16 protein-coding genes are annotated in these 12040 nt (G+C 35.4%); 1 reads left to right on the plus strand and 15 read right to left on the minus strand.

Features of this window, described 5'->3' with window-relative positions; translation table 11 throughout:
- Positions 1–12: 12 nt before the first annotated feature.
- From IGJ76_RS09860 to IGJ76_RS09910, 11 genes are all read right to left on the minus strand, one after another.
- Positions 13–1152 (minus strand): phage minor capsid protein, encoded by a 1140-nt coding sequence (locus IGJ76_RS09860; protein WP_311798376.1) that lies wholly within the window; start codon positions 1150–1152, stop codon positions 13–15.
- Between the two features lies 1 nt (position 1153).
- Entirely contained in the window at positions 1154–2719 is a 1566-nt protein-coding gene (locus IGJ76_RS09865; RefSeq protein ID WP_311823826.1) for a phage portal protein, read from the minus strand.
- A complete protein-coding gene (locus tag IGJ76_RS09870) occupies positions 2713–4041 on the minus strand; it encodes a PBSX family phage terminase large subunit (protein WP_430596586.1) in 1329 nt (442 codons plus the stop codon). The genes IGJ76_RS09865 and IGJ76_RS09870 overlap by 7 nt, the downstream gene beginning before the upstream one ends.
- Complete coding sequence (gene terS / locus IGJ76_RS09875) at positions 4004–4861, minus strand: phage terminase small subunit (protein WP_430596587.1); 858 nt, start codon at positions 4859–4861, stop codon at positions 4004–4006. Before terS ends, IGJ76_RS09870 begins: the two co-directional genes overlap by 38 nt.
- Before the next feature lie 97 nt (positions 4862–4958).
- Positions 4959–5321: a hypothetical protein gene (locus tag IGJ76_RS09880; protein ID WP_430596588.1), complete on the minus strand. Its 363-nt coding sequence runs from the start codon at positions 5319–5321 to the stop codon at positions 4959–4961.
- 53 nt (positions 5322–5374) lie between these two features.
- Positions 5375–5581, minus strand: coding sequence for a hypothetical protein (locus tag IGJ76_RS09885; protein WP_430596589.1), 207 nt, complete (start codon positions 5579–5581; stop codon positions 5375–5377).
- Between the two features lie 139 nt (positions 5582–5720).
- Entirely contained in the window at positions 5721–6920 is a 1200-nt protein-coding gene (locus IGJ76_RS09890) for a site-specific DNA-methyltransferase (protein WP_430596590.1), read from the minus strand.
- Positions 6921–6959: 39 nt separating this feature from the next.
- Positions 6960–7139, minus strand: a complete 180-nt coding sequence (locus tag IGJ76_RS09895) for a hypothetical protein (RefSeq protein ID WP_181914412.1) — start codon at positions 7137–7139, stop codon at positions 6960–6962.
- 102 nt (positions 7140–7241) lie between these two features.
- On the minus strand, positions 7242–7466 hold the full coding sequence (locus tag IGJ76_RS09900; protein ID WP_430596591.1) for a hypothetical protein: 225 nt from the start codon (positions 7464–7466) through the stop codon (positions 7242–7244).
- On the minus strand, positions 7463–7645 hold the full coding sequence (locus IGJ76_RS09905) for a hypothetical protein (RefSeq protein ID WP_430596592.1): 183 nt from the start codon (positions 7643–7645) through the stop codon (positions 7463–7465). The genes IGJ76_RS09900 and IGJ76_RS09905 overlap by 4 nt, the downstream gene beginning before the upstream one ends.
- A gap of 597 nt (positions 7646–8242) precedes the next feature.
- Positions 8243–8656: an ArpU family phage packaging/lysis transcriptional regulator gene (locus IGJ76_RS09910; RefSeq protein WP_430596593.1), complete on the minus strand. Its 414-nt coding sequence runs from the start codon at positions 8654–8656 to the stop codon at positions 8243–8245.
- Between the two features lie 374 nt (positions 8657–9030).
- On the opposite strand from IGJ76_RS09910, the gene IGJ76_RS09915 reads away from it, so the two are divergent.
- A complete protein-coding gene (locus tag IGJ76_RS09915; RefSeq protein WP_430596594.1) occupies positions 9031–9855 on the plus strand; it encodes a DUF4393 domain-containing protein in 825 nt (274 codons plus the stop codon).
- A gap of 209 nt (positions 9856–10064) precedes the next feature.
- Here the strand turns inward: IGJ76_RS09915 and IGJ76_RS09920 are convergent, their stop codons facing one another.
- Genes IGJ76_RS09920 through IGJ76_RS09935 form a run of 4 tightly spaced genes read right to left on the minus strand, consistent with a single transcriptional unit; the run spans position 10065 to position 12039 of the window.
- A complete protein-coding gene (locus IGJ76_RS09920; protein WP_430596595.1) occupies positions 10065–10283 on the minus strand; it encodes a hypothetical protein in 219 nt (72 codons plus the stop codon).
- A complete protein-coding gene (locus tag IGJ76_RS09925; RefSeq protein WP_430596596.1) occupies positions 10280–10924 on the minus strand; it encodes a hypothetical protein in 645 nt (214 codons plus the stop codon). The genes IGJ76_RS09920 and IGJ76_RS09925 overlap by 4 nt, the downstream gene beginning before the upstream one ends.
- Before the next feature lie 10 nt (positions 10925–10934).
- Positions 10935–11120 carry a hypothetical protein gene (locus IGJ76_RS09930; RefSeq protein ID WP_270608815.1) on the minus strand — a complete coding sequence of 62 codons (186 nt, stop codon included), beginning with the start codon at positions 11118–11120 and terminating at the stop codon, positions 10935–10937.
- Positions 11113–12039 (minus strand): DUF4373 domain-containing protein, encoded by a 927-nt coding sequence (locus IGJ76_RS09935; protein ID WP_311798406.1) that lies wholly within the window; start codon positions 12037–12039, stop codon positions 11113–11115. Before IGJ76_RS09935 ends, IGJ76_RS09930 begins: the two co-directional genes overlap by 8 nt.
- Position 12040 lies beyond the last annotated feature (1 nt).

The raw sequence follows: 12040 nt of genomic DNA on the forward strand, positions 1-12040 counted from the left end.
GTATCAGCCCTTTCAACTTAAATAAACTTGTTCTCTGCTATAATCACGAGTTAAAAAGTCATGTTCTTTGACCAGTTCTCTTATTTGACTTTGCTTATAGCGAATCATATCTTTGCACTTCTTTTGCACCACTTCATCATTCAATGCTTTTGCAGATGCTAAGCGTTTCTTCTGGTAACGAATATCACGCTCTAATTTCCGTTGTTTTTGTTTGATTTCAGCATTTTTTTGTACTTCTTTGGGATCATATTGAGGCTGGTTATTTGTATTTACTCCTGGTATTCCAGGGTAAAGAATATGAGAACAATTAGTACCTTGTGTTCCCCATGGCTCACCATATCCGTGATCGTAGATTGAAGGTATATGGTGAAATTCTCTTGGTGCCTTTGATTTTGGCACTGTAAGAACCCAGTCTCCTTGTATCCCTGCGCACGCTTTTCTTGCTGATGAATGACTACTCATTAAAGCAGTGACACAATCGAAATCTTTCATTCGCTTTAAACGTAAATCGTTAAATGTTCGATGTGTAGTGCTTTCAATTACAGTACGTGAATAAGCTTCCATCGACCACTCACGTCCAGCTTTGTCTTTAAAACCAGATTTAAGTCCTTCATCGACCATTTTATACACGTTATCTCTTACAGCCTGTTCATGCGTTTTTAGACCAGTTAGGGTTTCTAGGGTCGATTGCTTAATGATTGCTTGATAAGCTCTCATCGTTGAATTTTGACTATAATTTGAAGTGATTAACGTTTGATTCACATTATTGTTCAAATCTAGAAACGTTTGATTTAGAAATGAATCAAGAATTTCATTTATTTCTTTCGTGACAGGTACACTTTTTTTAAGCATACGTTCTAATTCTTTATCTATTTCATTCACAATTTGAATTCCATTATCAACAATCAATTTCTTAATTTGATTTTGCGATGACTTTGTATAAAGTGCTAGCAACTTAATGACTTTATCATTCAACACACCCATTAAATTAAGCTGTTCAATTTGCCAAAGCATCACATTTTTCTTATCAACTTTACTGATATCGCGTTTAAGCAATGTCTTAATGATTAAATTAAAGATTTTGTCCTCTAATAACGAGTAAACGTTCGTTATCGCATCAGCTTGTTTTTGCATTTTTTCTGGAGTAATCACTCTAATCACCTACATCAAACATGGCGTCTTGGTTACGCCTGTCATTAGTTCCTGCCTCTTGTGATGGCATTTCGTTGGTTAAATCACTTAACCACTCCTCTAATTCTTCCTCAGTCAGATTATAATTTCTAATTAAAAATTGTTTTTTCGGCATGACACCAGCAACCACCGCTTTCAAGTCATCTTCTTGCTGTTTATCTTGATTGACAAAAACGCCATCTTCAAAACTCACGTTAACAACATAACTTTCGTATTCTAATTCAATGAGTGGCATTTGCATACTAAAGAATTCTTTGTATCCTGCCAATTCAAAAATAGAGTGAATCAGTTCATTGATAGCTTTTTCCACCATCGTCAAATAGCTTGAACGAGTTTGATACGTCATTGAATTATTAGAAACAATTTCAGTGGCTGTTTTTAGTCCATCATCAGCATAGTTCATGGAACCAACTGACAATCCCACTTGAACCTCAAACTCTTTAATGAAATGGCTAATAGCATCTTTATATTGAACAGTACGAATAGCCGTTGTAATGTCTTGTACACCTACACGTTCAGCGCCGTACATACCAACGAAAACGTTCTGTCCACTATCGAACATCGGAGGATGTGCTTCATCTGTTTTTAAGAATTCTGCAGGAACTACTACTCGACGTTGTCCCATGTCAATTTCCCATGTGAATTGATCGTGAGTAGAATTGATTGTGTCTAATACTTCTCTAGCATTATCGACAATACCCAATCCAAGCGGGCTTTCTAGCGATTTGTTATTTGCTCCAGGCGTGCGGAAATAAACAAAAAGTGGGCGTTTGAGTCCTTCCAACGTTACCGTTTCTGCTAAATCAGGATAAATCGTTTCGAGTGGTACTTGTTTTCCCACTGAACTTTCTAATTCTGATTTATATAGTTCATTCGTGATAACGTAATTACCGTTCACCCACTCGTGAAATTCAAGCAATGTGTAATAATAGTTTATATTGCCCTCTGATTGAATTGAACGTGTTGCTATTGCACATTCACTAACTTCATTTGTGTTTGATCGCAGTGGATAAAACTGATCTGCACGAATCCATGAAATTTTAATTTCATCATTATCGACATATGGACGCATAGCAAAACCACCTGCCGCAATACCTTTTTCAAGGTTCAGTTCAAATAAGTTATAGAAGTTATTCGCGTATAGCGTTTTTTCTAAGAAGGCATTTGCTTCATCTAAATTGATAGTGTTTTCTGTCTTTGTGTCTGGTGTGTTAAGCGTTACTTTACATTTCTCATTAAAAATAATACTTGCTAATCTCCTTGAAGCTGTTTTAGCAACATTCAAAGAATTGAATTGGCGGTTCATACGTTCACCGTAAGAGTCAATATATTTGACTTGCGGAAAGTCAGCAGCATAATAACGAAAGTCTTCTGCTATTCGCTCATATTCCTTTGGATCAATTCCGATTTTAGGATGATCTGTAATCTTTCCAAGTTCTCTACCGTTAATTTGCATACCTGCACGTTTCACTCCTTTCCTAAAAAAGTTTTTAATTCGTTGCAACACTCCCATTTTCTCACCTACCATTTCAGACCCAAGTCACCGAGATTGTCTTTCACAAAATATTGGAACTGGTCACATGTGTGATCAGCTATTTTAATAACTTTAGGATCATCCGATTGTAATGTATCTTCGTCCCATCGATAATCTCGATGTTCTTTGATAAAGATTTGATTAGCCTTTGTGTCCAAATAAAAAAACCTACCTTGAGCCAGTAAGTTTTGAACGTAGTCAATCATATCCACTTTTTTTGCTTTAGCTACTGCATGAAAAGCTGTACCGTAATCTTTATAGTATTGATTTTTTAAAGCTCCTTCAGCCGAGTCAATTGTAATCTTATAAGCGAATTTATTATATTTTGTTTGGCACTTCTCAATAAATTCATGTAAGTCTTTTGCTAGTTCGTCTGGTGCTTTCTTATTCACTTTTCCTTCTGGCGAATAGTAATAAGTGTCTAATAGAATTACATTGCCTTTCCTCGTAATAGCGTAGCAACCGCATGTAGTAGCAGAAATCTGGTGACCACTATCAATAGAGAAACTTATTTGTGTAATATAGTCATCGTTTGGCAACTCATCAATCGGATGGAAGTGATCCATATTATAGATGAGCGTACCTAACCCAATTACTTCACCTAGATACAGCCACTTATAATAATCTTCGTCATTTTCACGATAAGTTTGAATGAGCTTTAATTGTTGCGGATCAGTAAAGCCAAGCTCATCATCTAAATAAGTTGAGTGGTCCACTAAATGGTCATCTAACCTCATACATTTCTCTACCCATTCGTTTACCCAATCATATGGATTTTTAGGCGGGTTCCATGAATAGTAGACTTGCACTTGATCCACCCAATGTGAACGTTGACGAATGAAAGTGGCGTTCGTTTGATCGAATACTTCTGCACTTTCAAAGTTAGCAGCTTCTTCATACCACAACGAGATAACATCACCGATTGCATTAGACTTAAGTTTTAAAGGGTCGTCAACGCCATAGAAGTAAAAAGCAGAACTCGTTTTTTTATGGATAATTCGCAGTGGAGATGTACGAAATCTATATTCTTTAGATATACCCAACATAGAAAGAGCCCATTTTATCTGCTCATAAACAGCATCACGCAAGTACTTGTGTTGACTCATCATACATACTACATTCACTTTATGCTTAGCTTGTGTGTGTTTCTTCATTTCAGTAGCCAATTTCAAGCTAATAACCGATGACTTAAAAGAGCCACGCCCGCCCTTCATCAAAACATAAGGACACTTTGCATGCCAAACTTTATAAAAATGTGGGTTAATCATCCCAGTTAGCTTAATTTGAGTTTGTTTCTTCTTGGCCATCATCGCCATTTGAATCAACCTCACTTTCGACTAATGGAATATCATCAACGATGACCGTTGATTCCGGTACATCATCGCCACCATTCAGCTCTCGAATTTCAGCATTGAGTTTTTCCATTTGCGCTGTCATCAAGTCTGCTCGTTTGCTTTGTACATTTAATTCAGTCATTTGTTTAATTGCTCGAGTTAACTGTGCGCTTATTCTAGTTAAACCAGCTTCGATGGCTAAAATATCATCTATCTTTCGATGAGTCTTTCTAGTAATTTGAACATCTTGCATCACTTCTCTTTTGACTTCAAGCATTTTCCCATTTACATCTACTGGCGTTTTAATCTTTCGCAATTGCTGTAGTCGTTCAATCTCTTCTTCATTTAGACCAGATTCAGCTTTTTTAATACGTTGCATCATTCTAAGTTGCCTTATCTTTAATAGACGAACTTCTTCAGATAAGATATAAAGCGGGTCGTCTTCAAAACTGTAGTAAATCATCCGCTCCTCATCTGATAAAACATCAGCAAATATCGTTTCATATTCACCTGTTTTGAGTGCGTTCTTGTTTCTCTTCGGAGGAGATGCACGACTATTACCCTTATTACCTTTTGCATTCTGATTACCAAATGGAGCGCCACCTTGATTAGTAACGTTACCTTTTGCATTGGTAACATTACCTTTCAATTCAGCACTCCATTTATCAACTGATTTCCATTTTCTAACCTGTGAATCTGAAACATTGAGTTCAGATGCAATTTCTTTTAATTTCTTTTCACCATTCGAGTCTAACCAAATTTTCTTGGCTTCGTCACGTCTTGGATCACGTTGTCTTGCCATTCAATACACACCACCTCACAATCTTTTTAGGTTGAGTTTTGTTTTCTAATTTTTACAAGATGCAAACATTTAGTAAGCTATTTTTTCAACTACTTTCTTATTCCCATTTAATATCTGAAAATCTCCATTGCTTACAAACATCGCAAGAATATGCAGTATTTCCTTTTTCTGATTTTTTTACTTTTCGAACTCTAGATAATCTTTTATCTCTATCCCAACAGACTGAACAAAACACATCTTTTCCTTTGGTATATACCCCATTCCTGTACTCCAGTTCAGCGTCTAAAATTTCATTACTCTCTAACTCATGAATTTTATTTCTTAAATTCCTATTTTCTTCTTGCAAGTCATAAACTGCACCTTGAATATCTAATAAAATAGATTTTAATTGAAGATCATTCGCTCCTGTAGCAATATTTTTAGCATCAGTCAGCATTTCTTTTAAATCCAAGTATCCCATTAACAAACACTTCCTTTATTTTTGTTGTTAAATTAAAGATACTCTAATATTTTTTACTTCTCAATATCTTTCAACATAAGGTCAGCTTCAATCAATATTTTTAAATCGGAAACTTTATCTAACTTGATTTCACCTGATTGTAGATTTTTAAGCCACTTTCCTAAGGCAACACGAATAATCTTTTTGTATTCGTCAATCGATTCTGCCTTCTCTACAGCCTTTTTAATCTCATAGTCTAAATCAAAGTTTTCATTTTCCATTGTGCAAGCACCTCTACATCTGATATGATGCTAAAAGACACAGAACTGTCTGAAACGCACGCGTGCTAGCTTCTGTGTCTTCGAGGGCTTTTGGTTCTCGTTGAGTAGTCGAGTGTTAGCGCACTCGGCTTCTTTTATTTCAGTTTAGTTTTATTGCTTGTTCACCTGTAAATTCTTCCCATCTACGAATAATGACATCTACATATCGAGGATCTAACTCCATTAAATACGCATGACGTTCGTTTTGTTCACATGCAATCATAGTTGTACCACTTCCACCAAACGCGTCTAAGACTTTATCGCCCTTTTTAGAACTATTCTTAATCTGATAATCAAATAGAGGTACTGGCTTCATTGTTGGATGATCTTTGTTGGCTAACGGCTTATCAAACTCTAAAATGGTTGTTTGTTTTCTATCTCCACGCCACTTGTGACTTCCGTCAGACTTCCATCCATATAAACATGGTTCATGCTGCCAATGATAGTCTTGTCTACCAAGCACAAAAGCATTTTTACACCATATGAGTTCTTGTTTAACTAAAAAACCTGAATCAACTAATGCTGTAACAAAATTCACGACCTCGGATGATGCATACCATACATAAAAAGATGCGCCTTTAGATAAATTGCTAGCCACTGCATCAAAAGCACTTTTTAGAAACTCATAGAATTCAATAGAAGTTTTGTTATCGTTTTGTATAGTTAATGCATCTTCTGTTTTTCCTTCATAGTTTACGTTATACGGCGGATCAGTGATTAGCATATCTGCCTTTTCTCCATCCATAAGTCTTTCTATTTGGATGGCATCTGTACTATCACCACACATCAATCGATGATGACCCAGCTGATAAATATCTCCCAGTTTTGCTTTAGGTTTTTCAGGAAGTTCAATCTCAAAATCATCATCAACAGATTCAGTTTCCATATCTAGCTTCATATCGTATTGATCAATAACATCTTGAATCTCATCTTCTGCAAAACCAGATAAATCTAATGAATCATCATCTAGATCTTTTAATAAAATAGCGAGTTTGTCTTCATCCCACTGACCAGAAATCTTATTCAAGGCAATGTTAAGAGATTTTTCTTTCTCTAATGGTAAATCAACAACAGACACTTCTATTTCATCAAACAATTCCAAATCTTTTGCCACAGCTACACGTTGATGCCCACCAACCAAATTTCCAGTTTGCTTATTGAAAATCGGCGGATCCACAAAACCAAATTCAAGAATTGACTTTTTTAGTTTTTGATACTCTTCCATTTCTGGAACAAGCTCAACTCGTGGATTGTAGTCTGCAGGTTTCAGGTCTTGCAGTTTCATTTTTATAATTTCCATATTTTCCTCCAAAATAAAAAGCCTCTTATAAGAGACTTTTTATAAAAATCCTTTTACGTAAATGCCAATGGAATCATTTAAGTTAATACCAAATTTCTTTTCAAAATTTGCATATGCCTTCATTTTTCTTTCATGAGTTTTCGCATTAATAATTCGATTATATGCTTTTCTCCATTCGTCATTGTTTTTAATTTTTTCGGCTAATTGTAATGCGTTCATTGTTATCATTCTCCCTTATTCTTTTGTTGTTAACATATTACCTCCTCAGGGAAGAACATGTGTTAAGGACCATGATTGATTCGTTAAGAAAACCCACAAAAATCACACATACCTGGATAAGTTAGCCTGTATATTCTGTTCGTTGAAATAGCCGTGCCCACAATAAACCAGTCGACAGCTATCTAGCTCGAAAGGAGTAGCTTCTCTTGTCATTTCGATGACTGAGTATTTCTTTTTGATTTGAACTGATTGCACATCACGAATTGGATCATCGTGATTTGGATGAGGATATTTGTTTGATAGTGATACATACCAGTAACTCCTCATCGCGTGGCCTTCTCTCTATCTGAAATCAAGTCATTGTAAAGAGCGTTAGCTCGTTCCTTTCCACAACGCAATCTACGTTGAATAGTTCCAATTGTAAATGCTTGACCTTGACCAACCTCTTCGAAGTCATTTTTTAATTGCTTCATTTCCTCAAAATCTTTAGTAGTATATTCTTTCATGAGTTCAATCCTCCTTTCAAACAAAATAAAAAGACCACTCAAAGAGCGATCTCATATGTACTAGCAATCTACACAAGCCCGACGTCGCGCTTCTCCTCCCTACCACAGCCTCGATTGCAATGGAAATGCACCTAATAAATTGTGACCATCATTTATGAAGGTTGCAAAATATAAAGTCGCTGACAAGGAATCGAACCTTGTAAGTTGTATCTAATACATAGATGAGTGTTAAACATTCCGCCACATAAATAAGATGGACATCTATCATTGATAGATGGTATAATGTTCTAGGACAATTTAGTAGGAGTTAATTATGTTAGTTCTACTATCAATCATGGTTAAAATATTGCAAGGTATTTATTATACTATGCTGATTTTATCTGTGATAAAAAAAAGGAAGATCAGTTAATTACTGATCTTCCTTTTTTTATACAAGTAAGCATCAATGCTTAATAAATGGAAGCTTTAACGATGAGGGAGACTTCCTCCCTTACATTTTATTTTGTCGAAGACCTATCACCAATCTCTCGACACTATCATAATATCACCGTAAAACGAACCAAAACCGCCACGTTTCCGCCAAAAAACCGCCAAAATTCACAGGTATACAATTAGTGATCCATGTTTGTATGCCTCAGCAAATTCAATCAATGCTTCTGATTTCATACGTTGAACACTTCTTTCTGAATAACCAATTTCACGACTAATTTTGTAATTCGAATAAGTATCAGTCACACAGTAGCTCCAGTACAGTATTTGACGACTATTTAAGCTTAATGACATAAGTCCAGTTAGTATTGCGTCGCGTTCATTCTCTATATCTACTAATTGAATAACTGCGTCCTCTGCTTTGTTACTATAACTTCCACTTTTCGGCATATCTGTAATTATTGGTGATTTAACATCTACCAAAGAGCGACCAGCCAGTCTTTCTAAACGTCTAAAGTTTTTAAGTACATCTCTCGCATTGCATCTTGTCTGTCTGAAATCTACCTCTCGTAGTAACTGCATCAAGTCAAATCGCTCCTTTTTTGTGCTATAATGTCATTGACTAGATAACATTAAGTGCTGAGCGAAAGCTTAGTGCTTTTTTCATTTACCTCTTTCATGATAAAATCATCGAATAGCGAATTGGAATGTTCGTTATACCATATACAAGCGGAGTTGCCTGACGGAAAACGGGCAACTCCATTCTTCAATATTCTGTTAGGTAGCGAGTGGTCAGCTACCTTTTTTTATTTGTCCGAATACTGATTCACCATATCGATTGCTTTTTCAGTCTCGCAACTCTGCGGTGTTTGTTGTTCATTTTGATTCCTCCTTTTCAGAAATTATTGAAATTGCTTAAACATAATATTTATTGTTTTGATATAATTTAATCGTTAGTGAGTAACCGACAAATTAAAGAGGTGTTCAAAATTACTGACAACGATTTTACAAAGATTCCTATACCACAAAGCACTGTAGAAAATTTAGTAAATCCTGCTACAAAATCTACTGGAAATGCTTTACAGACTGTAGTTGATGCTTTCTTCCATTTCTCATTAGATGGACTTAGAAGATACAACATAGTAAAAGAAAAGGACCTTTTGGATTTTCAAAAAAAAATCTACGAAAAAACTGAATCAATCCCTGAAGAAAATAGAGATGATTCAAAAGTTGGATTAGCTTTTAAATCTCTTGAAGACTCACGATATCAATTAGACGAAGAACTCATGAGAGAATTATTCTCTAATTTACTAGTTTCTACGCTTGACGATAGAAAAAATAATAAAGTTCTTCCTTCTTTTTCTCATATCTTATCTAACTTAACCAACGCTGATGCACTGTTTCTAAAAAAAATCAATGACAGTCATGGTGCTATGCCTTTAGTCCAAGCAACTTTACATGAAGTAAATGGTTATAGAAGTTTACCGATTCTTAAAAATACTGTTCTCTCCGTAGAGGGCTTTGACACTAACTCCCGCACTGTTTTAGATACCCTAGAGATGTTTGGCTTGTTAAAAATTGATCAAGAACTATCTTTAGGAAGCGACTACCATGAGGCAATGTATACTTCTTTCGAAAATACTGAGTTTATTTCCAATCTGAGAAATATGCCACCTCGAGAAGTTGGGGGAATAATGTTTCAAGAACCAATAATACAAAAAGGAAGAGTTGATCTTACAAATTTAGGGCGTGATTTTGTCAATATAGTATTTCAAAAATAGTAATTTTCTATCAATTATTTCGTCGTGTTTCTTTAGTTCATCAGCTAAACTTTTGCTGTATATTCTTAAGATTATCGCTTGAAAAATAAAATTAAGAAATAAAGATAAAAACAAATATTTTATCATTTGTCGGCCTCCTAATTTAAATATTTTTTTGAATTAAAATCGTTAATCCATAAATCAATTCTTGTTTATTCATCGTGTTCCTCCTAGTAATACCCGATTTTTTGAACTTTATTTTCTGGACACTTGCCAAAACTTTGAGTAGCCAACAAGTCAAAGTTCGGCTTCTTACGTTTTGGATCAATGCTCTTTTTATGAACGAGGTATCGAACGCCTCTTTTATCTTCAACGACTACTGTATTTTCTAGTTCGCTAACTATTTTGCCTTTGATTGTTTCACCGTAAATTGAAATATATTCCATCATTTATTTACCTTCTCATATCTGCGACCTTCGCTATCGCTAGTTTTGTCTTTTATTTTTTGTTTAACGGTTGACTTAGATAGTCCTACGAACATCGCTAACGCCGATTGGCTACTAAAGTCTTTTAAACTGCCATCAGGAAAAACAACTCGATAGATTCTTTCGTCAGTTTTTTTAGGCAACTTGTACTTGTTTATCCACTTGTAAGCAGTTGTTGTGCTAATTCCGTAACAAGTTTTCAAACCAGAAATCCCTTGTTCTTGATAAACCTTTTTAATAGTCTTTTCGTCTTCGTTAAAATGTGAAGAACGATGTTCTTCTAAACCATTTCTACGTCTAACTGCATTGATAATTACATCAGTGCAAGAAAGATATTCTTTTATTTGTTTTTTCGTCATGTTGTTTTTAATTGCTTCGACAACTTCATTTTCAAGTTCTGGATGATTGTTTAGATATTCCTCTGCTCGCTCTTCTGGGCTGAAAATAATTTTGTCGCTTGGTACAAAGCTACCGTCAATAATCGACATCAATTGGTTTCTTAATTTACGTTTTTCTGGCTTTCTGTCCCACTTTGGATCACTATCCATTAAAAGGAGCAACTTCATTCTTGCTTTTTTCTTTTCTTGTCTTGTGACTGTTGACAAAATAAACACCTCAATTTCTAAATGCTTTTTTCACCGTGTAAGCATCATCAATAATTTTTGTTAGCGTGTCTGACTGATAAATACGTTTGCCAGACTTTTTCTTTTCTTGTTCGTAAAGCCATTCAAGCTTAGCTATGGTTTCATCACTCAATGAGTACCGAGGTCTCTTTTTAGGTGGGACATCTATCTTATTCAACTGTCACACCTGCCCTCTTAGCTCTATATTCTGCAAATCTAGCTTCAATTTCTGCTTGTTTTTGCGGATCAAGCTTTTCGTCTTCTTGTGGCTTATCAACCCAATCAGGAAGCTCTTCACGCCTTACATTTTTTTGATAACCAGCGGGTTGCTTGTTCTTTCGCTTTTCCTCTGCACCGTCGATAGCTGACTTGCTAAATAATTTAAGGTTAAAACGATTTTTTAATATGCCGTCCAAATACTTCCATTGGCGAATGTTACTTTCAATAGCAGTATTTACACCATGAATCAGCCAAGCATCTGCTTGTTCAGTAGTTAGACCAGCTTCTTCAAGGTCTTTGAACCAAAAATCAATATTTTGACCCATTGTATTTCCGTAAGGACTACCGAAACCATTCTGTTCCAGATACGAATATATCCTGATTGAATACTGTTCTTTTTCAGTAGTATTTGATTTACTTTGATTTACTTTAGTTTTATTTACTTTACTTTGTGAGTTATTGTTAACATTAACTGTCTTATCTTGTGAGTTATTGTTAGCAATAATCACGTACTTAGTCGGTTTTGGTGATTTTCGTCTTTTTGTTGCTTCAAAATAGGTGGCTTGGATTGATTGACTAGTTAATACCTTAGCCGAGTTAAACAGGTCTTCATTAAAGAATCCCCACGTAACTAAGCGGTTTACAACTTGGTCAAGCAATTCCTTGCTGGCGCCTGGTATTCGTTTCAAAAGTTTTGCTTTTGTCAGCTCATCCCATACAGCGAAGTATCCTTTTTCATATACCGCACATAACAGTTTGATTACTGCAAGCTCACCTTTGATACCAAATTCGCCAGCAATTGCTTCTATTTTTTCATCTTCAAAGATGTGAACATCGAGAGGAAAATAATCAAGACCGTCTTTTGTAGGTCTTGCCACG

Source organism: Enterococcus sp. DIV0175, assembly GCF_050529075.1.
In the GTDB taxonomy this organism is placed as follows: Bacteria; Bacillota; Bacilli; order Lactobacillales; family Enterococcaceae; genus Enterococcus_B; species Enterococcus_B thailandicus.

What these genes read in the sequence shown, in the direction of transcription:
- IGJ76_RS09865 (WP_311823826.1), bottom strand. Translation starts at nt 2,719, where the DNA reads ATGGTAGGTGAGAAAATGGGAGTGTTGCAACGAATTAAAAACTTTTTT.
- IGJ76_RS09900 (WP_430596591.1), bottom strand. Translation starts at nt 7,466, where the DNA reads ATGAGGAGTTACTGGTATGTATCACTATCAAACAAATATCCTCATCCA.
- IGJ76_RS09895 (WP_181914412.1), bottom strand. Translation starts at nt 7,139, where the DNA reads ATGAACGCATTACAATTAGCCGAAAAAATTAAAAACAATGACGAATGG.
- IGJ76_RS09885 (WP_430596589.1), bottom strand. Translation starts at nt 5,581, where the DNA reads ATGGAAAATGAAAACTTTGATTTAGACTATGAGATTAAAAAGGCTGTA.
- IGJ76_RS09905 (WP_430596592.1), bottom strand. Translation starts at nt 7,645, where the DNA reads ATGAAAGAATATACTACTAAAGATTTTGAGGAAATGAAGCAATTAAAA.
- IGJ76_RS09880 (WP_430596588.1), bottom strand. Translation starts at nt 5,321, where the DNA reads ATGGGATACTTGGATTTAAAAGAAATGCTGACTGATGCTAAAAATATT.
- terS (WP_430596587.1), bottom strand. Translation starts at nt 4,861, where the DNA reads ATGGCAAGACAACGTGATCCAAGACGTGACGAAGCCAAGAAAATTTGG.
- IGJ76_RS09910 (WP_430596593.1), bottom strand. Translation starts at nt 8,656, where the DNA reads ATGCAGTTACTACGAGAGGTAGATTTCAGACAGACAAGATGCAATGCG.
- IGJ76_RS09890 (WP_430596590.1), bottom strand. Translation starts at nt 6,920, where the DNA reads ATGGAAATTATAAAAATGAAACTGCAAGACCTGAAACCTGCAGACTAC.
- IGJ76_RS09920 (WP_430596595.1), bottom strand. Translation starts at nt 10,283, where the DNA reads ATGATGGAATATATTTCAATTTACGGTGAAACAATCAAAGGCAAAATA.
- IGJ76_RS09870 (WP_430596586.1), bottom strand. Translation starts at nt 4,041, where the DNA reads ATGGCGATGATGGCCAAGAAGAAACAAACTCAAATTAAGCTAACTGGG.